This window comes from Bifidobacterium sp. CP2 (assembly GCF_018555635.1).
Classification (GTDB): domain Bacteria; phylum Actinomycetota; class Actinomycetes; order Actinomycetales; family Bifidobacteriaceae; genus Bifidobacterium; species Bifidobacterium saguinibicoloris.
On record NZ_JAFEJX010000001.1, the window covers coordinates 61,831 to 86,165 of the forward strand.

Annotated in this window: 18 protein-coding genes; 8 read left to right on the top strand and 10 right to left on the bottom strand. The window is 67.8% G+C overall.

The window, feature by feature from the left end; translation table 11 throughout:
• The first annotated feature begins 22 nt into the window (after positions 1–22).
• Positions 23–736 (top strand): hypothetical protein, encoded by a 714-nt coding sequence (locus tag JS531_RS00220; RefSeq protein ID WP_214311017.1) that lies wholly within the window; start codon positions 23–25, stop codon positions 734–736.
• Positions 737–801: 65 nt separating this feature from the next.
• Here JS531_RS00220 and JS531_RS00225 read toward each other — a convergent pair whose 3' ends face one another.
• Positions 802–1,443, bottom strand: coding sequence for a response regulator transcription factor (locus tag JS531_RS00225; protein WP_214311018.1), 642 nt, complete (start codon positions 1,441–1,443; stop codon positions 802–804).
• Between the two features lie 99 nt (positions 1,444–1,542).
• On the opposite strand from JS531_RS00225, the gene JS531_RS00230 reads away from it, so the two are divergent.
• The 3 genes from JS531_RS00230 to JS531_RS00240 all read left to right on the top strand — a co-directional run bounded on the left by JS531_RS00230 (position 1,543) and on the right by JS531_RS00240 (position 5,515).
• Positions 1,543–2,409: a hypothetical protein gene (locus JS531_RS00230; RefSeq protein ID WP_214311019.1), complete on the top strand. Its 867-nt coding sequence runs from the start codon at positions 1,543–1,545 to the stop codon at positions 2,407–2,409.
• A 188-nt stretch (positions 2,410–2,597) separates the two neighbouring features.
• Positions 2,598–3,356, top strand: coding sequence for a hypothetical protein (locus JS531_RS00235; RefSeq protein ID WP_214311020.1), 759 nt, complete (start codon positions 2,598–2,600; stop codon positions 3,354–3,356).
• Between the two features lie 461 nt (positions 3,357–3,817).
• Positions 3,818–5,515, top strand: coding sequence for an ATP-binding cassette domain-containing protein (locus JS531_RS00240; RefSeq protein WP_214311021.1), 1,698 nt, complete (start codon positions 3,818–3,820; stop codon positions 5,513–5,515).
• 152 nt (positions 5,516–5,667) lie between these two features.
• Here JS531_RS00240 and aspS read toward each other — a convergent pair whose 3' ends face one another.
• Both aspS and hisS read right to left on the bottom strand, forming a co-directional pair.
• Positions 5,668–7,467 carry an aspartate--tRNA ligase gene (gene aspS, locus JS531_RS00245; RefSeq protein ID WP_214311022.1) on the bottom strand — a complete coding sequence of 600 codons (1,800 nt, stop codon included), beginning with the start codon at positions 7,465–7,467 and terminating at the stop codon, positions 5,668–5,670.
• Between the two features lie 53 nt (positions 7,468–7,520).
• Positions 7,521–8,900: a histidine--tRNA ligase gene (hisS, locus tag JS531_RS00250; RefSeq protein ID WP_214311625.1), complete on the bottom strand. Its 1,380-nt coding sequence runs from the start codon at positions 8,898–8,900 to the stop codon at positions 7,521–7,523.
• A gap of 98 nt (positions 8,901–8,998) precedes the next feature.
• Between hisS and JS531_RS00255 the strand changes: the two genes are divergently transcribed.
• On the top strand, positions 8,999–10,438 hold the full coding sequence (locus JS531_RS00255) for a DUF349 domain-containing protein (RefSeq protein WP_214311023.1): 1,440 nt from the start codon (positions 8,999–9,001) through the stop codon (positions 10,436–10,438).
• A 139-nt stretch (positions 10,439–10,577) separates the two neighbouring features.
• On the opposite strand, the gene JS531_RS00260 is transcribed toward JS531_RS00255, so the two are convergent.
• Entirely contained in the window at positions 10,578–12,305 is a 1,728-nt protein-coding gene (locus JS531_RS00260) for a 5'-nucleotidase C-terminal domain-containing protein (protein WP_214311025.1), read from the bottom strand.
• A 303-nt stretch (positions 12,306–12,608) separates the two neighbouring features.
• On the opposite strand from JS531_RS00260, the gene JS531_RS00265 reads away from it, so the two are divergent.
• Entirely contained in the window at positions 12,609–14,258 is a 1,650-nt protein-coding gene (locus JS531_RS00265) for an acetolactate synthase large subunit (RefSeq protein WP_346427743.1), read from the top strand.
• A gap of 101 nt (positions 14,259–14,359) precedes the next feature.
• On the opposite strand, the gene JS531_RS00270 is transcribed toward JS531_RS00265, so the two are convergent.
• A complete protein-coding gene (locus JS531_RS00270) occupies positions 14,360–16,954 on the bottom strand; it encodes an ATP-dependent Clp protease ATP-binding subunit (protein WP_214311029.1) in 2,595 nt (864 codons plus the stop codon).
• Positions 16,955–17,090: 136 nt separating this feature from the next.
• Between JS531_RS00270 and JS531_RS00275 the strand changes: the two genes are divergently transcribed.
• The gene (locus tag JS531_RS00275) at positions 17,091–18,068 is read left to right on the top strand and encodes a universal stress protein (protein ID WP_214311031.1); all 978 of its coding nucleotides are present in this window, start codon (positions 17,091–17,093) and stop codon (positions 18,066–18,068) included.
• A 95-nt stretch (positions 18,069–18,163) separates the two neighbouring features.
• On the opposite strand, the gene JS531_RS00280 is transcribed toward JS531_RS00275, so the two are convergent.
• From JS531_RS00280 to JS531_RS00300, 5 genes are all read right to left on the bottom strand, one after another.
• A complete protein-coding gene (locus JS531_RS00280) occupies positions 18,164–19,528 on the bottom strand; it encodes a DUF3027 domain-containing protein (RefSeq protein WP_214311033.1) in 1,365 nt (454 codons plus the stop codon).
• Between the two features lie 9 nt (positions 19,529–19,537).
• Positions 19,538–19,927, bottom strand: coding sequence for a cold shock domain-containing protein (locus JS531_RS00285; protein WP_214311035.1), 390 nt, complete (start codon positions 19,925–19,927; stop codon positions 19,538–19,540).
• Between the two features lie 119 nt (positions 19,928–20,046).
• The gene (locus JS531_RS00290) at positions 20,047–22,137 is read right to left on the bottom strand and encodes a HAMP domain-containing sensor histidine kinase (protein WP_214311043.1); all 2,091 of its coding nucleotides are present in this window, start codon (positions 22,135–22,137) and stop codon (positions 20,047–20,049) included.
• The gene (locus JS531_RS00295) at positions 22,134–22,865 is read right to left on the bottom strand and encodes a response regulator transcription factor (RefSeq protein WP_214311045.1); all 732 of its coding nucleotides are present in this window, start codon (positions 22,863–22,865) and stop codon (positions 22,134–22,136) included. Before JS531_RS00295 ends, JS531_RS00290 begins: the two co-directional genes overlap by 4 nt.
• Positions 22,866–22,959: 94 nt before the next feature.
• A complete protein-coding gene (locus JS531_RS00300) occupies positions 22,960–23,874 on the bottom strand; it encodes a TPM domain-containing protein (protein ID WP_214311047.1) in 915 nt (304 codons plus the stop codon).
• Between the two features lie 87 nt (positions 23,875–23,961).
• Here JS531_RS00300 and JS531_RS00305 point away from each other — a divergent pair, with 87 nt between their 5' ends.
• Positions 23,962–24,252, top strand: coding sequence for a WXG100 family type VII secretion target (locus JS531_RS00305; RefSeq protein WP_214311049.1), 291 nt, complete (start codon positions 23,962–23,964; stop codon positions 24,250–24,252).
• Positions 24,253–24,335 lie beyond the last annotated feature (83 nt).

Below are 24,335 nucleotides of genomic sequence, written 5' to 3' on the forward strand. Positions count from 1 at the left end.
CGTGATGGCCGATAATGGATTCATGAGACCCCACCTGTCCGCCGTCTGCGCCGTCATCGCCGTGTGCGTCGCCGTCGAGGCCGTCCTGCGCTGGCCGGCGGTCTTTCACCTGTCGTACCTGCTGATGCCGTTGGTCGCGGTGGTCTCGCTCGCGGTGCTGGCGGTTCGTCCGCGCGCCGGCGCATGGCTGGTCGCAATGGCCGTGTGCGTCGGGCTCGTCTCCCCGTTCCCGATGTCGTATTCGTTCCTCGTCGCGATGGTGCCGTCCGTCGCGATCATCTGGAGGGACGGCCGTTGGGCCGCCGCGCTCGTGTCCGTCCTCGCCGCGACCGCGCTGCTCGTCGACCGCAAGATCCTGTTCGGGTTCGGCGTCTCCGATTCGGCGGTCGTCGCGTTCGCCTATCTCCTGTGCGCCACCCTGCTCGCCGTCGTCTCGCGATGGCAGTCGGACCGGCTGCGCACACGGGAACGCGCCCGACGCCGCCGCGAGCGCGAGCACGTCGCCGCCACGCTGCACGACCGTGCCACCAACGACCTCGCGAACGCGGTCATGCGCATCAACGCCGACCTCGAGTCCGACGGGTTCGGCTTCGACGAACGCCAGTCGGCGGAGCTGCGCGGCATCCGCGATATGATCCGCCACGCGATGGCCGCCACGTACCAGGCGATCGACGCGCTTGACGGTCCGGAGCCATCCGATGATTCCGGAGGAGGGCTCCGCGGGACGTGCGTATGATCCGCGGAATAGCAGGTCATGGGGAGGAAACGGCCCTCGGGGAAGGCCGTGGAACCCCCGGTGTCCTACGTCCGACGCCGGTCCTCGCCCAGAAACAGGCGGATCGCCTCGGCGCGGGACGAGGCGCCAAGCTTGAGCCGCGCGCGCCGCAGGACCACGAACACGGTCGACGGGCGGATGCCGAGCTCCTCGGCGATCTCCTCCGTATCGAGATTGCGCGCGTACCGTTCCAGCACCTGGCGTTCCCTTGCGGACAGCGTCGCATTGCGTCCGGCGGCCTCCGACAGGGCCGCGTGCGCGTCCTCCACCGTGCGGAACCCCGCCATCGGCGTGCCGTCCGCGGCCATACGGACGGCGTCGGCGAGTTCGCGCGGCGAGACGTCCTTGCCGACGAGACCCTGCGCGCCGGCGTCCGCGGCCTTGCGTCGATAGTGGTTCGGAGCATACGAGGTGATCGCGAGGATCGCGGGCCTCACGGACGCCTCGCGGATGCGGCGGCACGCCTCGGCGCCGTCCATATCCGTCAGGGACATGTCCATGACGAGCACGTCCGGGATGTCGACGCCGGCGATGAGGCAGCGGTGGACCGCCGCGCCCCCGGTCGTCTCCGTCCACAGGATGCGCGCGCCGGGCAGCGCCCGGCCGATCGTCCGCGCGAGCATCGGCAGCGCGAACCGGTCGTTGTCCACGATCGCGATCGTCGTCATATCCCCATTATCGTCCACCGGACAGGGCGTCGGGGGAACCGTACAGGAAGTCTGTACGTCCCGTTGCCCGGCCGCATGCGACACCCGATACTGAAGGACATGAACGATGGAAACAAAGGCAGGACGGCCATCCGTCCCCACAGTTGGAAACGCGCCGCGCCGATCGTCGCGGCCCTGCTGACGCTCGCCGTCGCGCTCGGCGCAGGCGCCGGCGCGGACGTGCATCGCTGGATGAGCGGACGGGCGCCGCTGCTCGCGTTGCGCTCGTCGCACGCGGTCGCGGGCGGCGAACGGACCGACTACCACGGGCTGTGGTATCGCGCATCGGCCATCCGGTTCGACGACGGCAGCGGCTACGCGCACGCCGACCTCGGACCGGGTCACGTCGACGACCCGCCGTTCGACGTGGTTCAGGCGGTCGATGCCGTCACGCGCGAACTCGAACGCCGAGGTCTTGCGGACATGTCGTCCCGGCTGGACGACGACGGCTACGTGACGGACTGCGGCGCCTCGACCGACGACGGCGGGGAGTGCGTCCCCGAACGCGTGGGCGAGGACCCACGTTCGTTCTCCCGCGTGCGCATCCTCGACTGGACGCGCGACGGCGACGTCGTGCACGCGTACGTCTACGCGTTCGGCGAGGAGTTCTACCGGTCGCTCGAAGGCGACCATATCGTCTTGGACTCCGGTGGCGAATCGACGTGGACCGCCGACCTCGACGTGACGGACGGCGCGACGCGGCTGACGGCCCTGCACGAGGCCGGAGGCGTGTCGTCGTCGGAGATCCGTGGCTCCGACTGGACGACGCTCGCCCAACGCATGTTCCTGATGATGCCGCACGACGATTCCGACGCCTCCAACGCGCCGATGCGCCGCGGCGTCGAGCGTGACGCGAAACGGCACTACCAAGGGACCGACGGGCGCATCCATTACCTCATCGACGGGCGGTTCACGCCGGCCGGATGAGTTCCCGGTTCCCGATCCGCAAAGGCCGGAAACCGGGAACGGGGGGCTCTGTCCACAGCACCCGTTTGCACTTGCCTCCGGCCAGCGGAACGCCATAGGCTCGCGGCATGAACACCTCATTCATGCTCGAAAACGCCCGGCGCCTTGTACAACACCAATATTGGCGCCTTGTCGAAGCCTCCGACGCCATGGACATCTCCCCTGTGTTCTCCCATTGCTCCGCCGTGAGATTCTGGGGGACCGACATCCCCGACGGCTGCACGCTGTCCACGAACATGCCGCATATCGTCTTCCCCGAAAAACGCAGACGCCGTCGGTTCGCCGACGTCGTCACCCATACGTGGAGCGGGGAATTCCTGCTCCATGACATGCCCGCCGAAGGGTTCTCCGTCGTCAAACCGCCCATGGCCTGGGCGCAGATGGCACGGCACTGCAACGAGGAAAGCCTGGCGGTCATCGCGGGATCGTTCGCCTGCCGGGACACCAGACGACGGGTCGCCACCATCGACGAACTCGTGCGATACGCCACGGACACCAGGAACTTCCCCGGACGCGGCAAATGCTTGAGCATCGCGCCGTTCCTGTCCGACCACGCCGATTCGCCTCCCGAATCACAGGTCTACGTTCTGGTGATGCGCAACAAGTTGGGCAAGCCGGTCGTCAACCATCGGGTCGACTTCGGCGGCGGAGGCCATGCCTTCATCGACATCGCCTACCCGGACATCAAATTCGGCATCGAATATCAGGGTTCGTACCATGCCGGACCGGAGCAGATGCGGTCCGATGCCCGCCGGTTCAACCGATTGAAGCTGCATGGTTGGGAGATCGTCCTGGTCACGGCCGACGACCTCGCCACCGACGTCGCCAGAAAGGCCATCGTGCAGACGATCAGGACGCTGATGCTGCGTCAGGGACGAATGATCCATCTGGCCAGGTCCATCCTCTAGGGTCTCCGGTTCCCGATCGTCACGTCACGGCGATCGGGAACCGGATGTCTGTTCATATGCACACGGGAATCGTTGCGGCTCCGCCGTTTCACCGGTCCTTCACCGTGCGGTTCCGTGCGATTGTGGTTCCCCGTTCCCAAAGGCCGGGAATCGGGAACCAAACCTCGGTCAGTCCCCCGCGGTACGATGGCTCGCGATCGAAAATGGGGCCTTCCATATGCCAAGGGGTCCGGATGGAAGGAACGAAGTCGCATTGCGCCTGTGAGGGATGACGGTAGTGCAGCGGAACCGCGCGCCGAAGCGTGCCGCCGTGCGTCATCCATCAGCGGTCCTATGCCTTCCCGGGTCGAACGCGGCAACGCCCGCGTCACGGAAAGGTCCCGGCCGTTTATTCCATAGGTTCCTTGCCGTCATCATCGCCCTTTCGTCCCCGGCACGCCCGAATGACAAGGCGTGATCTCATGCAACCATCCATCCTCACCCTGACCGACGTCACCTTCACCTATCCGGACGCGTCGGAACCGCTGTTCACCGGCGTTTCCGCGTCGTTCCCGCGCGGCTGGAGCGCGGTGCTCGGCGACAACGGCATCGGCAAATCCACCCTGATGGCCATCGCGCGCGGGACCCTGCGGCCCGACGGCGGGACCGTCGTTCCCGACCCGACGCGGCTGGTCGTCGGTTATTGCCCGCAGGACATCGCGACGGTCCCGGCGAATCTCGACGATTTCGCGGCCGACTGGTCGCCCGAGGCGATCGCCCTGCGCGACGATCTCAAGCTCGGCGACGACTGGCCGTTCCGATACGACACGCTTTCCGGCGGCGAGCGCAAGCGCATGCAGATCGCCTGCGCGCTCGCCGACCGTCCGGACATGCTGATCCTCGACGAGCCGACCAACCATGTCGACGCGGGGACGCGCGACCACATCATCGCCGCGATGCGCCGGTTCCGCGGCATCGGCATCGTCGTGTCGCACGACGTGACGCTCATCGATGCGACGTGCAACCGGTGCGTGGCGCTCTCGCGTCGGCACGTCGGCTCACGCAACGTGACCGTCGCCGACACGTATCCCGGCGGATGCACGCGGGCCGCGCGGCTGATGGACGCGCGCGCCGCCGCCGACGCGTCCGCGTCGGACGCCGCCCGTCGCGAGACCGCGCGATTGCAGTCGGTCAAGGCGCGACGGTTCGCGGACGTGCAGCGCCTCGACGCCGCCAAACGGGGCGGCCGTCGCATCGACCCGAAGGACCATGACGCGCGCGCCGCGATGAAGTACGGACGTCCCACGATCGGCGCCGCGACGACCCGGCAGTACACGCAGCTCAACGGGCGTCTCGATGCGGCGCGCCGGCGCGCCGAGGGCCTGACGACCGCGGCGAAACGCTACGACGGCGACATCTGGCTCGACATCGAGCCGAGCCGCCGACGCGAACTCGCACGGCTCGAACCGGGTGTGATCCGGTTCGGCGGGCGGCACCTCGCGGATGCCCGGTTCGGGGCCGGCCATCCGGATGAAGTCGCCGGCTCCGGGCCCGGGCCGGAGAGAGAGGCCGACGAACCGCCGGCCGGAATGGTCCGAGCCGACGTCTCCGGGGACCGCATCAGCCTGTCGCCGCCCGCCGACGGCGCACCTGCCGTGGGACTTGCGATCCCGACGATCTCGATCGGGCCGCGCGACCACGTCGCGGTGACCGGACCGAACGGGACCGGCAAGTCGACGCTGCTGCGCGCGATGGTCGCCCGTGCCGCCGACGTGCCGAAACTGGTTGTCGCGCAGGACGCGACCCGTGACGATGCCGTCCGTGCGCTGGAGCGATTGCGGGCGTTGCGTCCCGCGGACCGGGCGCGCGTGCTCGGCGCGTACGCGCGGCTCAACGCAGATCCGGACCGGTTGCTCAAAGACGGCGAGCCATCGCCCGGGGAGCTGCGCAAGCTGCTGCTGTGTCTGTCGTTGCCGGGCCGGCCGCAGCTGATCGTCATGGACGAGCCGACGAATCATCTCGACCTGTCGTCCAAGGAGGCGTTGGCGAGATTATTGGCCGATTACCCGGGGGCGCTGGTCGTCGCCTCCCATGACGGGTGGTTCCTCGAGCGGGTGTTCGGTTCCCAGTTTTCGGCCCCTGGGAATGGGGAACCGGAACCGCACGGAACATCACAGTGAAGGATCGGTGAAACAGCGGAACCGCAACGATTCCCATGTGCATGTGAACAGGTCCCCGGTTCCCTATTCCGCAGGCCCCGGAATCGGGAACCGGCACATGACGAAAAGGGCGGAACCACATGGGTTCCGCCCTCTCGCGTCAGATCGGACGATCAGTCCTCGTCCTCATCCGGGTCGTAGTCGACGCCGGTCTCGGCGCGCTGCTCGGCCGAGATCGGAGCCGGGGCGCCGGTCAGCGGGTCACGGCCGCCGCCCGCCTTCGGGAAGGCGATGACGTCGCGGATCGTGTCGGCGCCGGCGAGGATCGACACGGTGCGGTCCCAGCCGAGGGCGATGCCCGCGTGCGGCGGGGCGCCGTACTTGAACGCCTCGAGCAGGAAGCCGAACTTCTCCGCGGCCTCCTCGGAGCTGATGCCGAGAACGTTGAGGACGCGGTCCTGGATGTCGTCGCGGTGGATACGCACGGAACCGCCGCCCATCTCCTCGCCGTTGCAGACGATGTCGTAGGAGTCGGACATGGCGTGCTCCGGATCCTGGTCGAACTTGTCGATCCAGTCCTTGGACGGCATGGTGAACGGGTGGTGCATGGAGGTCCACTTGGAGTGGCCGACCGCCACGTCGTCGTCGTCCGGATCGTCGGTGCGCTTGAACAACGGGAAGTCGACGACCCACGTGAACGCGAACTTCTTCGGGTCCAGCAGGCCGGCGCGGGAGGCGAGCTCCACGCGCACGGCGCCCAGCAGCAGCTGAGAGGATTCGCGGGAGCCGGCGGCGAAGAACACGGCGTCGCCGGGCTCGGCGCCCACGGCCTCCATGAGGCCGGCGCGCTCCTCATCGGACAGGTTCTTGGCGACGGGGCCCTTGAGCTCGCCGTCCTCGGTGAAGGACACGTACGCGAGGCCCTTGGCGCCGCGCTGCTTGGCCCACTCCTGCCATGCGTCGAACTGGCGGCGCGGGGTGGAGGCGCCGCCCTTGAACAGGACCGCGCCCACGTACGGGGCCTGGAACACGCGGAACGGCGTGTCCTTGAAGTATTCGGTGAGTTCGATGAGCGGGTTGCCGAAGCGCAGGTCCGGCTTGTCGGAGCCGTACTTGTCCATGGCGTCCTGCCAGGTGATGCGCGGCAGCGGCAGCGTGACCTCGTAGCCGGCGGTCTTCCAGATGGCGGCGATGACCTTCTCGGCCATGGCCATGACGTCCTCCTGGTCGACGTACGCCATCTCCATGTCGAGCTGCGTGAACTCGGGCTGACGGTCGGCGCGGAAGTCCTCGTCGCGGTAGCAGCGGGCCAGCTGGTAGTAGCGTTCGACGCCGGAGACCATGAGCAGCTGCTTCAACAGCTGCGGGGACTGCGGCAGCGCGTACCAGGAACCGGGCACGAGGCGGGCCGGCACGACGAAGTCGCGGGCGCCCTCCGGGGTGGACTTGATGAAGGTCGGGGTCTCGACCTCGGTGAAGTCCATGTCCTCGAGCGCGTGGCGGGCGGCCTTGGCCATGTCGGAGCGCAGCTTGAGGTTGTGCTGCATGGACGGGCGGCGCAGGTCGAGGTAACGGTACTTGAGGCGGATGTCCTCGCCGGGCAGCTTGTTCTCGGACTCGTTCTCCAGGGCGGTGGACACCTGGAACGGCAGGGCGTCGGACTTGGCGAGGATCTCGATGCTCTCCGCCACGACCTCGATCTTGCCGGTGGCGAGGTGCTCGTTCTCGTTGCCCTCCGGACGCAGGCGGACCTCGCCGACGACCTGGATGACGAATTCGCTGCGCAGCGGGCGGGCCATGTCCTCGTCGTAGATGACGACCTGCACGAGACCGGTGGAGTCGCGCAGATCGATGAAGGCGACGCCGCCGTGGTCGCGGCGACGGTCGACCCAACCGGCGAGGGTGACCTTCTGGCCGACCAGGGCCTCGGTGACCTCGGTGGCGTGGTGTGTTCTGTAAGCCGTCTGGCTCATGCTTCCTCTTTCATTGTTGACGACGTTGGTTTCCATGCGTTCCGGCGCGGAAATCAGCCGATGACAACGGTTTGCCGGGCATTAACAGTATCCGGCTCCCACGACGTGGCGTCGGCCGGGGCCTGGTCGCCGGTGACGATGTCCTTGACCTCGTCGCCTGCGCCGTCCTGGCCGGGGAACCACACGTACGGGATGCCGAGCTTGTCGGCGTATTTGATCTGCTTGCCGAGCTTGGCGGCGGTGGGGGCCACGTCGGCCGCGATGCCGCGCGAGCGCAGCGTGTTCGCGATGCGGTTGGCGCCCGCGCGCTCCTCCTCGTTCCACACCGCGACCAGCACGGAGGCCGGGGAGACGCGGCTGGCGTGCGCTCCGGCGGTGTGCAGCATGTAGCTCACGAGACGGCTCAGGCCGATGGACAGGCCCACGCCCGGGTACTTGCGGCTGCCCTGGCTGGCGAGGTTGTCGTAGCGTCCGCCGGAGCAGATGGAGCCGAGCGAGGCGGCGCCGTCGAGGAACGTCTCGTAGACGGAACCGGTGTAGTAGTCGAGTCCGCGCGCGATCTTGAGGTCGGCGATCACGGAGCCGGGGCGGATGGCGGCGGCCTCATCGACGATCATCGCGAGCGTGTCGAGACCCTGGCGGGCCAGCGCGTACGCCTCGGAATCGGAGGCGATGCCGTGGCCCGCGCACAGCGCATCGAACTTCGAGGCGAGCTCGGCGCCGTCGGCCGCGGTCAGCTCGGCGAGCTCGAGGCAGGCCCTGGCCTGCGCCTCGGATGCGCCGCACTCCTCGACGAGAAGCTTCGCGACCTCATCGGCGCCGATCTTGTCGAGCTTGTCGATCTCGCGCAGCACGCCCTCGATGTCGGTAAGTCCCAGCCCGCGGTAGAAGCCCTCGGACAGCTTGCGGTTGTTCGCGTGCACGGTGGCCTTGGGCAGGCCGAACGCGCGCAGGCGCTCCAGCGCGGAGACCATGACGAGCGGCAGCTCCACCTCGTAGTGGTCCGGCAGGTCGCCCTGCCCGATCACGTCGATGTCGGCCTGGACGAACTCGCGGTAACGGCCCTCCTGCGGACGTTCGCCGCGCCAGACCTTCTGGATCTGCCACCGCTTGAACGGGAAGGCGAGCTGGCCGGAATGCTCGACCACGTACCGGCTCAGCGGCACGGTGAGGTCGAAGTGCAGGCCGAGCCGCTCCTCGATCGGGGTGTCGGACTCGTGTCCGACCTCCTGCAGACGGGACAGCAGGTAAATCTCCTTGCTGGTCTCGCCCTTCTTCAGCAGGGACGCCCCGGTCTCGACGGCACGGGTCTCGATGCCGAGGAAGCCATTGAGCTCGAAAACTTCACGGAGCGTGTCGATGACACGCTGCTCCACAACGCGTTCAGAGGGGAGCCACTCTGGAAATCCTGAAATTGATGCGCCTTTAGCCACGGAATCAATATAATAGGTGAGGGTTGCGTCAAACATCACGGTTCCACCGGGGATGTCGGCACGCATCGCACACACTTCCAAGCTGTAAGGAGCTGGCCATGGCCGACGAAAACGTCACCGAACCCGAGAACACCACCGAGACCACCGAGCAGGCAGCGACGCCCGCCGTGGAGAAGGCCGTACCCGCGGCTCCCAAACCCTCCGCCATGCCGAAGCCGCACGCGCCGTCCCCGGCCGCGTTCGCGAGGAAGGCTCCCGCCGCCCACGTGTCCGCGCCGGCAGCGTCCGGCCACTCCGAGGCGGACGTGAAGGCGGCCGAGGCCTTCGGCCGCGTGGACGACAACGGCACCGTGTACGTGCGCGAGGGCGACGCCGAGCGCGAGGTGGGCCAGTTCCCGGACGTGTCGAAGGAGGAGGCGCTGGCGCTGTACGCCCGCAGGTTCCTTGACCTCAAGGCCAAGCTGGACGCGCTGGCCGTGCGTCTGAAGTCCCGCAACGTCAAGCCGCGCGAGATCGACGAATCGCTGAAGATGCTCTCCGAGGAGACCGCCTCCCCGGCCGTGGTGGGTGACATCGCCGCGCTGAAGGCGCAGCTCAAGGAGCTCGAGGCCGCCGGCGAGGCGAAGAAGGCGCAGATCGCCGAGGCGCGCAAGGCCGCGATGGACAAGGCCATCGCGGGCCGCACCGCCATCGTGGAGAAGGCCGAGGAGCTGGCCGCCTCGCTGGGCGACAACACGAACTGGCGCTCCACCGCGGACCGTTTCCGCGAGCTGTTCGACGAGTGGCAGGCCCACCAGCGCAACAACGTGCGCATCGACAAGAAGGACGCGGACGAGCTGTGGAAGCGTTTCTCCGCCGCCCGCACCACGTTCAACCAGGCGCGCCGCAAGTGGGCGCAGGCCCGCGACGTGGAGCGCAACGAGGCGAAGGCCGCCAAGGAGCAGATCATCGCCGAGGCGAACGAGCTGAAGGATTCCACCGCGTGGGGCGAGACCTCCCGCAGGTTCAACGAGCTCATGGACCGTTGGAAGCACGCGGGCCGCGCCGGCCGCAACGAGGACGACGCCCTGTGGGCCCGCTTCCGTGAGGCCGCGGACACGTTCTTCAACGCGCGTCAGGCGGACCGCGACCAGATCAGCTCCTCCGAGAAGGAGAACCTGGCCGCCAAGGAGGCGCTGCTCGTCAAGGCCGAGGCCCTGGTGCCCGTCTCGGACGAGAAGGCCGCCAAGCACGCCCGCCAGGAGCTCGCGAAGATCCAGGAGGAGTGGGACCAGATCGGTTATGTGCCGCGTGACGACATGCGTCGCATCGAGGGCCGTCTGGACGCCGTGGACAAGCAGATCAAGGCCGTCGAGGACGCTGCGTGGAAGCAGTCGGATCCCGAGGCCGACGCCCGCAAGTCCAGCTTCGAGGAGCAGCTCAACGCCCAGCTGGCCGAGCTGTCCGCGAAGATCGAGGCGGAGTCCGATCCGAAGAAGAAGGCGAAGCTCGAGGCCGAGAAGGCCACGAAGGAGCAGTGGCTCAACGCGGTGAAGTGATTCCCGCGGGAGGGATTCGCACCGCACAGGCGCGGATTCCTCCATCATGACGGACAAGGCCCCTGTCCGGTTCATTGAACCGGACAGGGGCCTTCGTGTTGTGTAAGCCCACGGAACGGGCATGCGGAATGACGCGCCGCTACGCGAGCTCCGTCCCGGTGGCCGGCGCGTCGTTCCGCACGGCCGGATGCCGGCGCAGGTAGGCGGCCAGCGCGTCGCCGTACCCTTCGTCGAACTCGTGGTAGTCGCTGCCCGTGCGGAAGGCGGTGTACCGGTCACCGCCCTGCAGCAGGAACGAGTTGGCCGCGGCGATGACGATGTCGTCGTCTCCGATCGGCCTGCCGTCGACGCGCAGGTCGACGATGCGCACGTCGCCGGCGTCCCGCGCCGGCTCCCCGGATACGACGTCCGCCTCCCCGTCCGTCGAGTACCGGTAGGACACGTTGGAGGACACGCCGAGATGCGCTACGGCGAGCTTGCCGTCATGTCGCCTCCACTGTTGGGCGAGCACGGCCTTGAGTTCGCGTCCGGTGAGCGTGGTCTTCGCGACCTTGAACTGGAGGGCCATCATGCTGTCCACCTCGCGTCGGGTGATGACGCCGTCGCCGTCAAGGTCGAGGCTCCGTGTGCGCAGGCTGCCGTCGTTGGAGAATCCGACGACGGGGATGCGGTCCCCCGCGTAGGCGGCGCGTTGCACCGCCTCGCGCTCGGCGTCGGCGACGAGCGTGCCGAGCGCGTTCTCCCCGCTGCGGGACGCCTTGCCGAAGTAGGCGTGCTTCGCGATGGTGCCGACGACCTCGTTTCCGACGCGTTGCGATCCGGCCGCGGCGGCCTGGTAGACGTCGCGTGCGCGACGCACGCGTTCGGCGGGCGTTCCGGCCGATTCCCAGGCGGCCTGTTTCGCCCGCGCCACGCCGTCATCCCCGTTGAGGTCGATGACGCCGGGGACCGCGGATGCGGTGGTGCCGTTGCCGAGGTCCACGTCATTCACCGTCACACGCGCGTGCCGCCCTTTCCCCTCGATGACGAGGTCCTGCACGGCCATCTGCCGTCCGAAGCTGCCCGCTTCGATGATGGGCGCGCCGGCGGCGGTGCGCATCCGTTTGACGGCGTGGCTGTGGCCGGAGTAGACGAGGTCGACGTTGGAGTCGATGGCGGCGTCGCCGTGTCCCGCGGCGGCCGATGCGTCGGCGTGCAGGAGGACGACGACCGCGTCCGCTTCGCCGTTCGCCTCATCGCCGTCGCTCAGCTGGTCGGCGACGCGGTTGATGGCGTGCACCGCGGTCTCGCCGAGGTCGGCGTCGGCGGTGATGCGCGGCGTGGTGACGGCGCCGAGCGCGTCGGTGATGGCGCCGATGAAGGCGACCCGTTTGCCGCCGATCTTGCGGATGACGTAGTCCTTGACCCGGGAGAGCTTGCCGTGCGCGCTCTTGTTGCGTGCGGAGACGTTGGCGCACAGCCAGTCGATGCCGTTGGCGGGGTCGGCGATGCGGTCGTTGAAGTCGGCGACGCCCCTGTCGAGCTCGTGGTTGCCCATGGCGGAGATGCCCAGCCCCCACGTCTTGGCCATGTCGAGCGTGGGGCGGTCCTGCTCGTAGGCCGATTCGTACGGGCTGCCGCCGACCAGGTCGCCGGCGGACACGGCCACCATGCCGCCGGGATTATGGGATTCGGCGAGTTCGAATCCTTCCGCGTTGGCTTCGCCGCGTTCGATATGCCCGTGGAAATCGGTGATGTCCGCGACGGTGACGACGCCCGTGTTCCCCGGATCCGTTCCCGTCAGCGGATTCATGCCGTTCGATGCGAATGCGTTCGGCACGGTGACGGCCGCGACGGCCAGGATCGCCATGCCCGTGAGGACGGCCATCCGCCGTCCGCCGGCGTGACCGCGCCGGTCTGACTTCATCCTGCTCACGGCTGCCACGCTATGGCCGCCGGTTGAACGGACATGTCCGGGCATCCTACGGGCAGGTGAACATCGGTGAATTCTTGCGACGGCATCCGTTACCGCAAGCGCCTCCGGAAAAGTCCGTCATACGGACGGATGTGACATGCCATGGACGCGAACCGCACATGCCGACTGTTACACTTCCCTTCCGTGAATGCAGTATCTTCCGTTTCCAAGCAATCGCCGGCGTCCCCGTCCCGGCCCGGGTCCCACGTCCGCACGGTGGCGGACCTGTTCGTCGAATGCCTCGTCAACGAGGGCGTCGACATCATGTACGGTATCCCCGGCGAGGAGAACATCCCGCTGATGGAGGCCATCGCCCGCGACGGGCGCATCCGCTTCGTGCTGACGCGCCACGAGCAGGGCGCCGGCTTCATGGCGGCCACGCAGGGCCATCTGACCGGCAGGCCGGGCGTGTGCCTGGCGACGCTCGGCCCGGGCGCGCTGAACCTGACGCTTCCGGTGGCGCAGGCGAACGCGAGCACGGTGCCGCTGGTGGCGATCTGCGCGCAGGGCAACGTGACACGCCTGTACAAGGAATCGCATCAGATCGTGGACCTGGTGTCCGTGTTCCGTCCGCTGACGCAGTGGACGTCGATGGTGATGGAACCGGCATCCGTGCCGGAGATGGTCCGCAAGGCGTTCTCGATCGCGCAGCGAAACCGTCCGGGCGCGACCTGTCTGATTCTGCCGGAGGACGTGGCCGAGATGCCGGCGCCCGAGGGCGCGAGGCCGCTGCCCCTGCCGAACCCGATGAGCTTCGCCCCCACGCCGGACACGATCGAACGCGCGGTGAGCATCATCCGCGGCGCGAAGCACCCGATCATCCTCGCCGGCAACGGCGTGGCGCGCGGCCATGCGGAGAACCGTCTGCTCGCCCTGGCCGAGCAGCTCAACGTGCCGGTGGCCACGACGTTCGAAGGCAAGGGCGTGATCTCGGACCGCATCCCGCTGGCGTTGGGCGTGGTCGGCTTCATGCGCCACGACTACGAGAACTTCGCGTTCGACGAGGCGGACCTCATCATCGCGGTCGGCTTCTCGATCCAGCAGTTCGATCCGAAGAAGATCAATCCGAACGACGACAAGACGATCATCCACATCAACACGTTCATCGAGGACACGGACGCGCATTATTCGACGGCCCTGAACATCATGGGCAACATCGACGCGACCCTGTCCGCGCTGGTCGACGCGCTGCGGCGCCAGCGTGTGTCGTTCGGCGTGTCCCACCCGAAGATCCACGAGCTGCTGACGGACGAATACGAGTCCTATGCGCAGGACGATTCGTTCCCGATGAAGCCGCAGCGCATCGTCGCGGACACGCGCCGCGCGATGGAGACGGACACGGACATCGCGCTGGTCGACACCGGCGCGCTGAAGATGTGGATGGCCCGCCTCTACCCCACCTACTATTCGAACACGTGCGTCATCGACAATTCGCTCTCCACCATGGCGTGGACGCTTCCGGGAGCGGTGGCGGCCTCGCTGGAGAACCCCGGGCGCCCGGTGCTCGCGGTGATGGGCGACGGCTCGTTCATGATGAACGTGCAGGAGATCGAGACGGCAGTGCGCGTGGGCGCGCGCATCGTGATCCTCGTGTGGGTGGATGAGGCGTACGGCCTCATCAAGTGGAAGATGGACCTGCATGACGGCGATCACGAATACGTGGACTTCAACAACCCGGATGTGGTGGAGCTGGGCATGAGCTTCGGCGCGAAGGGTCATCTCATCGAATCGGCCGACCAGCTCTACCCCACCCTGCGCGCCGCGCTGCGCTCCGGTTCGGGCATCGACATCATCGCCTGCCCGGTCGATTACTCCGAGAACATGAAGCTCATCGACAAGCTCGGCGAGGTGGACTTCTCCGCCTGACCGGCTCCCGGCCGACGATGCATGGCATACGAATGAAGGGCTCGGTTCCAAGCTGGAATCGAGCCCTTCATTCGTCTATGGCCGAAACCTCGGCCGGAACGCTACTCCGCGTCGCCGGAGGCGTCGCCCGCGGCCGGTGCCGCGTCGGAGGTCGTCGCGCCGACCAGCTCGGGCTTGCCGTCCCCTGCCGGGGATGCCGGGGCGTCGCCGTCCTTGGACGGCTCCTCGAACGTCTCACCCTTGAAGGTGAACTCGCCGAGGATGCCCTCGCCCTCCGAATCGACGACCACGCGCTGGCCGTCCTTGAGGTCGCCCATGAGGATCTTCTCCGAGATGGCGTCCTCGATGTCGCGCTGGATCACGCGACGCAGCGGGCGGGCGCCGAGCAGCGGGTCGAAGCCCTTCTGCGCGAGCAGGTCCTTCGCCTTGTCGGTGAGCTCGAGCGACATGTGGCGGTCGAACAGACGGTCGTTGAGCCGCTTGACGTCGAGGTCGACGATCTGGCGCACCTGCGGCTCGGTGAGCTGCTTGAACACGATGATGTCGTCCAGACGGTTGAGGAACTCGGGGCGGAACTGCTGCTTGAGCTCGGCGCTCACCTGCTCCTTCATGCGCTGGTAGCTGGATTCGGTGTTCGCGCCGAGGTTGAAGCCGGTGTTGGCGGCCTTGGCGATGTCGCGCGTGCCGAGGTTGGTGGTCAGGATGATGATGGTGTTCTTGAAGTCCACCTTGCGACCCTGACCGTCGGTGAGATGGCCGTCGTCGAGCACCTGCAGCAGCGTGTTGAAGATGTCCGGATGGGCCTTCTCGATCTCGTCGAACAGCACCACGGAGAACGGCTTGCGGCGCACCTTCTCGGTGAGCTCGCCGCCCTCCTCGTAGCCGACGTATCCCGGGGGCGCACCGAACAGGCGGGACGCCGCGTACTTCTCGGAGAATTCGGACATGTCGACGCGGATGAGCGCGTCCTCGTCGTCGAACAGGAACTCGGCGAGCGTCTTGGCCAGCTCGGTCTTGCCCACACCGGTGGGGCCGGCGAAGATGAACGAGCCGGACGGACGCTTCGGGTCCTTGAGGCCCACGCGGGTGCGGCGGATGGAACGGGACAGCGCGGACACGGCCTCGTCCTGGCCGATGATGCGCTTGTGGAGCTCCGCCTCCATGTTGAGCAGCTTCTTCGACTCCGCCTGGGTGAGCTTGACGACCGGGATGCCGGTGGTGGAGGAGATGACCTCGGCGATCACGTCCTCGTCCACGACCATCTTCACGTCGGACTCACCCTCGTGCCAGGCCTTCTGCTTCTCCTTGAGCTCGGACTGCATGGTCTCGAGGCTGTCGCGCAGGGAGGCCGCCTTCTCGAAGTCCTGGTCCTTGACGGCCTGCTCCTTCTCGGCGGAGACCTTGGCGATCTTCTGGTCGAGCTCCTTGAGCTCGGGCGGCGTGGTCAGGCGCTTGATCCTGAGGCGCGCGCCGGCCTCGTCGATCAGGTCGATGGCCTTGTCCGGCAGGTTGCGGTCCTGGATGTACCGCGCCGAGAGCTCGGCGGCGGACTGGAGCGCCCCGTCGGTGATGGTCACGTGGTGGTGGTTCTCGTAGCGGCCGCGCAGACCCTTGAGGATTTCGATGGTCTCGGCCACGGTGGGCTCGTGCACCTGGATGGGCTGGAAGCGGCGCTCGAGGGCCGCGTCCTTCTCGATGTACTTGCGGTACTCGTCCGTGGTGGTGGCGCCGATGGTCTGGAGCTCGCCGCGCGCGAGCATCGGCTTCAACATGTCGGAGGCGCCGAGCGCGCCGTCCGCCGAGCCGGCGCCGACGATGGTGTGGATCTCGTCGATGAACAGCACGATGTCGCCACGGGTCTTGATCTCCTTGAGGACCTTCTTGAGGCGTTCCTCGAAGTCGCCGCGGTAGCGGGAGCCGGCCACCATGGAGCCGAGGTCCAGCGAGTACACCTGCTTGCCCTTGAGGGTCTCGGGCACGTCGCCGGCCTGGATCTTCTGCGCGAGCCCCTCGACGACGGCGGTCTTGCCGACGCCGGGTTCGCCGATGAGCACGGGGTTGTTCTTGGTGCGGCGGGAGAGCACCACCATCACGCGCTCGATCTCCTTGGAGCGGCCGATGACCGGGTCGAGCTTGCCTTCGGCGGCCTCCTGGGTGAGGTTGCGGCCGAACTGGTCGAGGATGGCGGAGCCGGACTTGTTGGCCTTGTCGGCCACGCCGCCGGCGTTCGCCAGGTCTCCCTTGGCATCGGCGGTGCCAGAGTTGCCGCGGATCATGTCGATGGTGGTGGAGCGCAGCTCGCCCAGATCGACGTCCATCTTGATGAGCACCTGGGTGCCGACGCCCTCGCCCTCGCGGATCAGGCCGAGCAGGATGTGCTCGGTGCCGATGTAGCTGTGGCCGAGCTGCAGCGCCTCGCGCAGGCTCAGTTCGAGCACCTGCTTGGCGTGCGTGGTGAAGGGAATGTGGCCGTTGGATGTGGCGTTGCCCTTGCCGATCATCTCCTCGACCTGCTTGCGGGTGGCGTCCAACTCGACGCCCTTGGCGGCGAGCGCCTTCGCGGCCACACCCTCTCCTTCGCGGATCAGGCCGAGCAGAAGGTGTTCGGTGCCGATGTAGTTGTGCTGGAGAGACCTCGCCTCTTCCTGCGCCAACACGATCACGCGCCGCGCACGGTCTGTGAACCGTTCGAACATACTTGTCCTTCCTCAATTGACACTGCCCTTAACTCTAGCGATTCGCGGTGACGTTTGGCGCCCCGCGTCCCGATATTCCGCTATGGACGTACGCGGGAGGATATGCTGGGGGTATCAGTTCGTCAAGGAGGCAATGATGACCACACAGACATTCAACGCCGCGCCTGACGCCGACATCGTCGTCGGCGTGGACGGTTCGGACGAGTCGTTCGCGGCGCTGCGGTGGGCCATGCGCGAATCGGCCCTGTCCGGTCGCCGGGTGAACGCGGTGTACGGCTGGACCCGCTCGTGGGACATGGGCGCGGAGCCGGACAGCGAGGAGGGCTGGGAGCGTGTCCGCCATGACATCGCGGCCCAGCTGCGCCGGTGGGTGGACGAGGCGTCGGAGGGTGTCGATTTCGACCCCGCCGACCTCACGCTCACGTCGGTGAAGGCCTCGGGCACCGCGGCGCTGCTGCAGATCGGCAGGGACGCCCGGCAGATCGTGGTGGGTCGGCGTTCGCTGGGGCCGGTGGCCCGCTGGTTCCTGGGTTCGCTGTCCGCGTCGCTCGCGGAGTCGGCCGAGGTGCCGGTCACGGTGGTACGTCTGGCCGGCGGCGAGGAGGAGACGGTGACGAACGACATCGCGAACGCGTTGTCCCCCGTGGAGGAGAAGGTGTACTACCTGCCGAGCGAGGGCGTCGTGGAGGAGTCCCGCAGGCCGGTGGTGGTCGGCGTGGACGGGTCCGACATCTCACGCCGCGCGTTGGCGTTCGCCGCCGAGGAGGCGCGGCTGCATGACGCGCCGCTCCAGGTGCTGTTCTGCTGGCAGTTGAAGGATCTGGGCAGCGTCCCCGGGTACGAGCGTGCGGTGGCCCCGATCGAGGTGGGACAGCGCCGTGCGGAGGAGATGCTCGCCGGCGTGCTGGCGGAGGCGTCGCTTCCCGAAGGCCTCGAGGTGGGGTCGCATGCGTTCCACATCTCCGCGTCGAAGGGGCTCGTCGCCGCGTCCCGGTATGCGAGCCATCTGGTGGTGGGGTCGCGTGGCCTGAGCGGTCTGGACGCGCACTTCCTCGGCTCGGTGTCGCGTCAGATCGTGAACTTCGCCGAGTGCACGGTCACCGTGGTCCACTGACACGGGCGTCCATGGATGCGGGCCCGCACGATTCGTCCGAATCGTGCGGGCCCGTTCATATGCGCGCGGTTTCGTCCGCCTGCGGCGCGACGCGTCTATTCGACGGCGTCCGGACCGGCGTCCGGCTCGTCCGTGGCCGGCTCCGTGTCCGGGGTCTCCCCCGCCGCATCGTCTGCGGAATCCGTCGGCGCCGCGTCGTCGGTTCCTTCCTCGTCGGCGCCTTCGTCATCCGCCGGTTGCGTCTCCGGCTCGGCCTCGTCGGCCGTGTCGTCGGTTTCCTCGACGCCGACGGTCTCTTCGACGTCCGTCTCCCCCGCGTCGTCCGGCTCCACGGTCTCGCCGGGTTCCGCGGCCGAATCAGCGTCCGTTTCCGCGGCGAGATCGACGACCGCTTCGAGCTCCGGCTCGTCGTCCGGCTCCACGGTGTTCTCGGCGACGTCCTTGGAGTCCGCGTCGATCTCGGTGTTCTCCTCGATGTCCTGTTCCGTGGCGACGTCCGTGTCGTTGTCGTCCTCGGCGTCGGCACGCTCGATGAGTTCGACCGGCTCGCGCTCCTCGCGCGGCTGCTGGGCGATGATGTCGATGTGCAGGTCGTCGAAGGCGGGCTTCGACTGCACCCACAGGCGGCTGGGCTCCGGCGGATCGATCTCCGAATGCTCGCCACAGCCGTGGTCGAGGGAGACCACGCGGCCGTCGTCGGGGCTCCACTTGTTGGCGCACACGCCGAACATGCGGTTGAGCTCGCCCTTGATCGGCACGAGGAACCCGCAGGTGGAGCACAGGTTGCCGGCGGCGGTCTTCGTGGACATGGCCTTGGGGCCTCGTGGACCCTCGTACCAGCGCTTGGCGGTCTGCGCCCGCCCCAGTTGGGACAGCACATGGCGGCGGGACAGGTCGAACTCCTCGACGGCCTCGTCCTCGTCCTCCGATTCGTCCCCGGCCGCCGTCACGACGGCGCCACGCTCCCCGTCGTCCTCGGGGGACGTTTCGGACGTCGCGGGACCATCGCCTTCGGAGGCGGTTCCATCGGACGCCGCATCCCGGGCTTCGTCGTCGGCGACTGGTTCGGTCCTGCGGAAGCCGTCCTCGAGCCGCGGATCGTCCGGGTCGGTGCCGATGGAATCGGTGGGGGCCAGGTCGGTGGGCTCCAGACGGTCCTTCCACGGCACCCATGCGGGAGGCATGAGCGCGTCGTCGGTGGGGATGAGCGAGGATTCGTTCACCGTCCAGTCGCCGAGCTCGACGTCATGGTAGAGCGTGACCGACCATTGCCATCCCTCGTAGCCGCGCACATGCGCGGCGAGACGGAAATCGGTGACGCCGTCACCAAGGTCGATGGCGTCGATCACATCGCCGACCTGTTCGGGTTCCTCGGCCACGGACAGCGCGGTGGCGCGGGCCAGTTCGCGCGGGTCGACCGACGGCGTCCCGTCTTCGCTGATTGCGGTGTTGTCGCTCATGGGTGTGAATCAGTCCTGTACGTCGAAGTTGTCCGCCACGGCGCGCAGCAGCGTGGCGAGTTTGCGGCTTTCGGCCGCGGAGGGATAGCGGTGGCGGCGCAGCGTGTTGCCCGCCGAATCAAGCAGCTTGATGAGGTCCTCGCAGATGGCGGCCATGTCGTCGGGCTTCGGACGGGTGGCCTTGACCAGCGACGGTGCGGCCGCCACCGGGGTCACGTCCATCGCCTGAGGGCCCCTGCGGCCCTCGACGACCGAGTATTCCACCTTGGCGCCCTTGCGCAGCGTGGTGGATCCGGCTGGCAGAGCGGCCGCGGGCAGGAACACGTCCTTGCCTTCCTCACTGGTGATGAAGCCATATCCCTTGGCGGCATCGAACCAACGAACTCGACCGGTGGGCATCGTGCACTCTCGCTTTCTTCACTGGCGTCATTTCTGTAAGCCGGTCCATTCTACCGCATCATGCGCGACGCCCCTCCGGCTCGCTTTGGGCGTAGCGCGCCGGAGGGGCGTCCGTCGGTTCATCGGGAGAACCAGCCTCCGCGCTTCGTCCTGCCGGCCTTGTCCTTGCCTTTCGCCTTGCCCGTCTTGTCCGTATCCGCGGGCCGGTCGGCCGCGGACGCGGACGGGACCGCCGGCGCGGCGACCGGTCCCAACGGCAGCACGATGGTGAACGTGAGTCCGCCGCCGGGCGTGCCGGTCGCGCAGATGAGCCCGCGATGGGCCTTGACCACCGACTGCGCGATGGCCAGTCCCAGTCCGGTGCCGCCCTTCTCCCGCGCACGGGAGGGGTCCGCGGTGTAGAACCGTTCGAACAGCTGCGGACGGGACTCGTCCGGCACGCCGGGGCCGTGGTCCTCGAACCTGATCACCGCATAGTTGGTGCCGGTGCTCATCGACTGGCCGACGTCGGCCGCTTCGAGGAAGTGCCGCATCGACTCATCGGTGGACGGCATCTGGGCGAGGCGCTCCGGCGCGATCGAGGCGGGCATGACGCCCAATCCCACGCGCGCGGGCGAATCGGACGGCGTGTACCGGTGGATGTTGCCCACGATGTTCGTGACCACCTGGCGCAGACGCGAGGCGTCGCCGGTGAGGGTGACGGGGGTCATGGGACCGGCGGCGATGTCGATGGCCGCGGGATGGTCCATGTCGGTCGACGGACGGAACGCCACGGTGCCGCGCGTCACCTCCCGCTCGGGGTCGAGCGCGTGCAGGTCGTCGAGCGCGTCGGCCACCAGGGTGGTGAGCGAGACGGTCTGCGTCATGTCGATGCCACGCCCCTCGTCGAGGCGCGCCAGCGAAAGCAGGTCCTCCACGAGGACGGTCATGCGCTGGCTGGATTTCTCGATGTGGGCGATGGATTCGTCGGCCCGTTCGAGCGCTCCGGGCATGCCGCGCTGCATGGTGTACAGCTCGGCGTAGCCGTGGATGGCGGCGAGCGGCGTCCTGAGCTCATGGCTGGCGTCGGAGACGAACCGCTTCATCTTCGCCGTGGTCTGCTCCTGCTCGTGGAAGCTTTTCTCGATGCGCGCGAGCATGGTGTTCAGGGACGCCGCGAGCGAGCCGACCTCCGTGTTCTCCGGGGCCCAGGGCACGCGTTGGCTCAGGTCTCCGGCGGCGATCTTGGCCGCGGTCTTCTCGATGCGCTTGAGCGGATCCAGCGTGCGTTGGATGAGCAGCGCCACCAGGGAGCCGCCGAGCAGCACGATGGCGATCCCCACGGTGGCGCAGTAACGGGTGAGCGTGTTGATGGTGTCGATCTGGTCGGACAGGGACAGGCCGATGAACACGATGCCGCGGAACACCTTGTTGCCGTTGGCGTCCTGGTCCTCCCACCGGAACGCGGCCACGCGCCAGGGGGCTCCCGCCGTCTGGATGGTCTTGCGCGTGGGGACCGTCGAGGCCCTCATCCCGGCGGAGCCGGCGGACGAGCCCTCGCCCGCGGATCGGCCCGCGTCGTCCTGGGATCCGGAGGAATCCTGCCCCGAATCCGACGAAGCCCCTGAATCCGAATCCTGACCGGAATCCGAGCCCGACGACGAGCCGCCCATGACGTTTGCGAGCGTGGTGATCTGCGCGCCGGTGGTGAACGGCGTGCCGAGCATGTCGTCGGTGAGCGCCGAGTTGGACGGCAGCTGGGGCATGGTGACGACGTTGCCGTCGAGGATCGGATAGAGCTTCGTCTCGGTCTGTCCGGTGAGTTTGCCGTCCTGCGCGTAGCGGATCTGGAGGAAGTACGTGTTGAGCCCGTTGTTCCGCTGGTCCATGCTGCGCAGCAGGTCCGTGTTGCGGAAGATGAGGGTGCTCTGCGAGATGATCTGGTTGTCGGTCTTCTCGAGCAGGTAGCCGCTGACGAGCTGTCTGATGGAGGCCGAGATGCCCACCGTGCCGATGATGAGCACGACGAGCGTGGAGGCGACGAGCTTGGCGCTCAGCGGGACGCGGTCGAGCCGGTCGAGGAAGAACCGCGTGAAGCGGTGCCATCCCCCGCGGCGTTTCCCGGCGGCCGGGTGCGAGGCGGCCGCCGGCGCGCCCGCCGCGGCGCTCCCCGGGGCTCCGGCCGGAGGGGTCGCCGTCTCGTCCTGGAGGGTGCGGGGATGGGTGATCATGACTTCGGTTCGCGGATCATGTAGCCGATGCCGCGCTTGGTCTCGATGAGCGGCGTGACCTTGTGCTTCTCGCCGTCGTCGCCTTCCACCATGACGCCGTCGACCTTCTTGCGCAGGTAGGAGATGTAGCTTTCGACGATGGCCGCGTCGCCGCCCCAGTCGTACTGCCAGACGTGGTCGAGGATCTGCGCCTTGGACAGCACGCGTCCGGCGTTGTCCATGAGGTAGCGCAGCAGCTTGTATTCGGTGGGGCTCAGCTCGACGGTCTGTCCGGCGCGCGTCACGTCGTGCGAGTCCTCGTTGATCTCGAGGTCGCCCACGCGGATGATCGGATCGTCCTCCACCTGTTCGCGGGTGCGCCGCAGGATGGCGCGGATGCGGGCCACGACCTCCTCGAGGCTGAACGGCTTGGTGACGTAGTCGTCGCCGCCGACGGTCAGCCCCATGACCTTGTCCTGCGTGTCGTCGCGGGCGGTGAGGAAGAGGACCGGCGCGTCGATGCCTTCCTGGCGGATGCGGCGGGTCACCGTGAACCCGTCGATGTCCGGGAGCATGACGTCCAGCACGATGAGGTCCGGACGGACCTTCTCGATGACTTCGATGGCCTCGGAGCCGGATGCGGCGGTGCTGACCTCGAACCCGGCGAAATGCAGGGAGGCCACCAGCAGTTCTCGGATGGACGGTTCGTCGTCCACGACGACGATGGATGCTTCGATAGGCTTGCTCATGCCTCCCAGCATGGACTCGCTGTCTGACGGTTTCCTGAAAGCCGTCTGTGCATTCCGCGCGGTTCCGGCGTGGACGCGGCCGACGCCGGACGGGTCAGCCGCGCTTCCTGCCGAACAGGCCGCGCTGCCGCTTGCGCGCCTCGCGCAGCTCGCGTCGCGTCATCGGACGGGCCGGCTCCTCCGGCGCGGCCGACGGCTGTTCCTCGACGGCCGGCGGTTCCGGGCCGGACGGCGTCTCGACGGCCGTCACGTCGGCCGCCGCCCCGGCGTCACCGGTCCCATCGTCGGACGGGACGTCCGTCGAGGCCTGCGCCTGCTCGTCCTGCTCACCGGCGTCCTTGTCGACTTCGCGACGCCGCCTGACGACGATGGTCACCACGATGACGATGACGAGCACCGCGAGACCCGCGCCCATGCCGATGACGCCGATGGTCACGGTGCGCGAGTTCGTCGAGGTCTGCTTGCGCTGTTGGATCTCGTCCATCATGGCGATCGCGGAGCCGGACCAATCCTGTTTGGAGGAGTCGGAGAGCGGCTCCATGGCGGCCTTGCTCAACGCGTCGACGGTGTCCGAATCGCGCAGCCACTCATCCGAGTTGCTGGAGACCGACACGACGAGGCTGCCGTCCGCGGACGCCACCGCGAGCAGCACGGTGTTGGGCTTCGGGTTGGTGGCCTCCAACGCCTCCTTCGCCCATTCGGTGGGCTTCGCGCCTTCGCCGAAGCTGTCGACGTAGATGAGACGGACGTACACGCCGGATTTCTCGTAGGTCTCCTTGACCTTGTCGGTGACGGCCGAGGCGTTGGAGCCGAGCAGGTTCTGCGTGTCGGTGATGTTGTCGGTCATCAGTCCGGTGCCGCCGTCGGCGAGGGCGACGGGAGTTATCCACATCGTGCACAGCAACGCCAGAACGGCGCAGACAAGCCATTTCCCGACATGCGACACGCCGATGCGGGGGGCTCTGACCACATCGGTCGTTTTTCCGTTGGTGAACGATTCGAAACTCATACACTCCACCTTAGCGGCCGGTTGCACCAATCGGACGCCGTCCGGCGAGACCGGACCCATCATCCATGACGAACGAAGGAGACGACGATGCCTCAATACCAGGTCGATTCGGAACGGATCGCATCATCCAGCGCCGCGGTGCAGTCATCCGTGGGACAGATCAGACAGGCCGTGACCGGCATGGTGGCGAACCTCAACGCGTTGCAGGACGCGTGGAGGGGATCGGCGGCCACGCAGTTCACCTCGGTGGTCGAGCAGTGGCGCGCGGCGCAGCAGCAGATGGAATCATCCCTCGAATCCATACAACGCTCGCTGTCTCACGCGTCCACGGTGTATGCGGACGCGGAGACCGCGGCCGCACGGCTGTTCGCGCAGTGACGTCCCCGACGGGAACGTCCGGAAACGGCATGTGCCGTCCCGTGCATGCACGGGACGGCACATGGATGCCGATGGACGGGTCT

Excerpts from the sequence above, each read along its gene's own strand:
- JS531_RS00255 (WP_214311023.1), top strand. The coding sequence starts at position 8,999 with ATGGCCGACGAAAACGTCACCGAACCCGAGAACACCACCGAGACCACC.
- JS531_RS00285 (WP_214311035.1), bottom strand. The coding sequence starts at position 19,927 with ATGCCCACCGGTCGAGTTCGTTGGTTCGATGCCGCCAAGGGATATGGC.
- JS531_RS00235 (WP_214311020.1), top strand. The coding sequence starts at position 2,598 with ATGGACATCTCCCCTGTGTTCTCCCATTGCTCCGCCGTGAGATTCTGG.
- JS531_RS00295 (WP_214311045.1), bottom strand. The coding sequence starts at position 22,865 with ATGAGCAAGCCTATCGAAGCATCCATCGTCGTCGTGGACGACGAACCG.
- JS531_RS00275 (WP_214311031.1), top strand. The coding sequence starts at position 17,091 with ATGACCACACAGACATTCAACGCCGCGCCTGACGCCGACATCGTCGTC.
- JS531_RS00230 (WP_214311019.1), top strand. The coding sequence starts at position 1,543 with ATGAACGATGGAAACAAAGGCAGGACGGCCATCCGTCCCCACAGTTGG.
- JS531_RS00240 (WP_214311021.1), top strand. The coding sequence starts at position 3,818 with ATGCAACCATCCATCCTCACCCTGACCGACGTCACCTTCACCTATCCG.
- aspS (WP_214311022.1), bottom strand. The coding sequence starts at position 7,467 with ATGAGCCAGACGGCTTACAGAACACACCACGCCACCGAGGTCACCGAG.
- JS531_RS00280 (WP_214311033.1), bottom strand. The coding sequence starts at position 19,528 with ATGAGCGACAACACCGCAATCAGCGAAGACGGGACGCCGTCGGTCGAC.
- JS531_RS00220 (WP_214311017.1), top strand. The coding sequence starts at position 23 with ATGAGACCCCACCTGTCCGCCGTCTGCGCCGTCATCGCCGTGTGCGTC.
- JS531_RS00290 (WP_214311043.1), bottom strand. The coding sequence starts at position 22,137 with ATGATCACCCATCCCCGCACCCTCCAGGACGAGACGGCGACCCCTCCG.
- JS531_RS00305 (WP_214311049.1), top strand. The coding sequence starts at position 23,962 with ATGCCTCAATACCAGGTCGATTCGGAACGGATCGCATCATCCAGCGCC.
- JS531_RS00270 (WP_214311029.1), bottom strand. The coding sequence starts at position 16,954 with ATGTTCGAACGGTTCACAGACCGTGCGCGGCGCGTGATCGTGTTGGCG.
- JS531_RS00260 (WP_214311025.1), bottom strand. The coding sequence starts at position 12,305 with ATGGCCGTCCTCACGGGCATGGCGATCCTGGCCGTCGCGGCCGTCACC.
- JS531_RS00300 (WP_214311047.1), bottom strand. The coding sequence starts at position 23,874 with ATGAGTTTCGAATCGTTCACCAACGGAAAAACGACCGATGTGGTCAGA.
- JS531_RS00225 (WP_214311018.1), bottom strand. The coding sequence starts at position 1,443 with ATGACGACGATCGCGATCGTGGACAACGACCGGTTCGCGCTGCCGATG.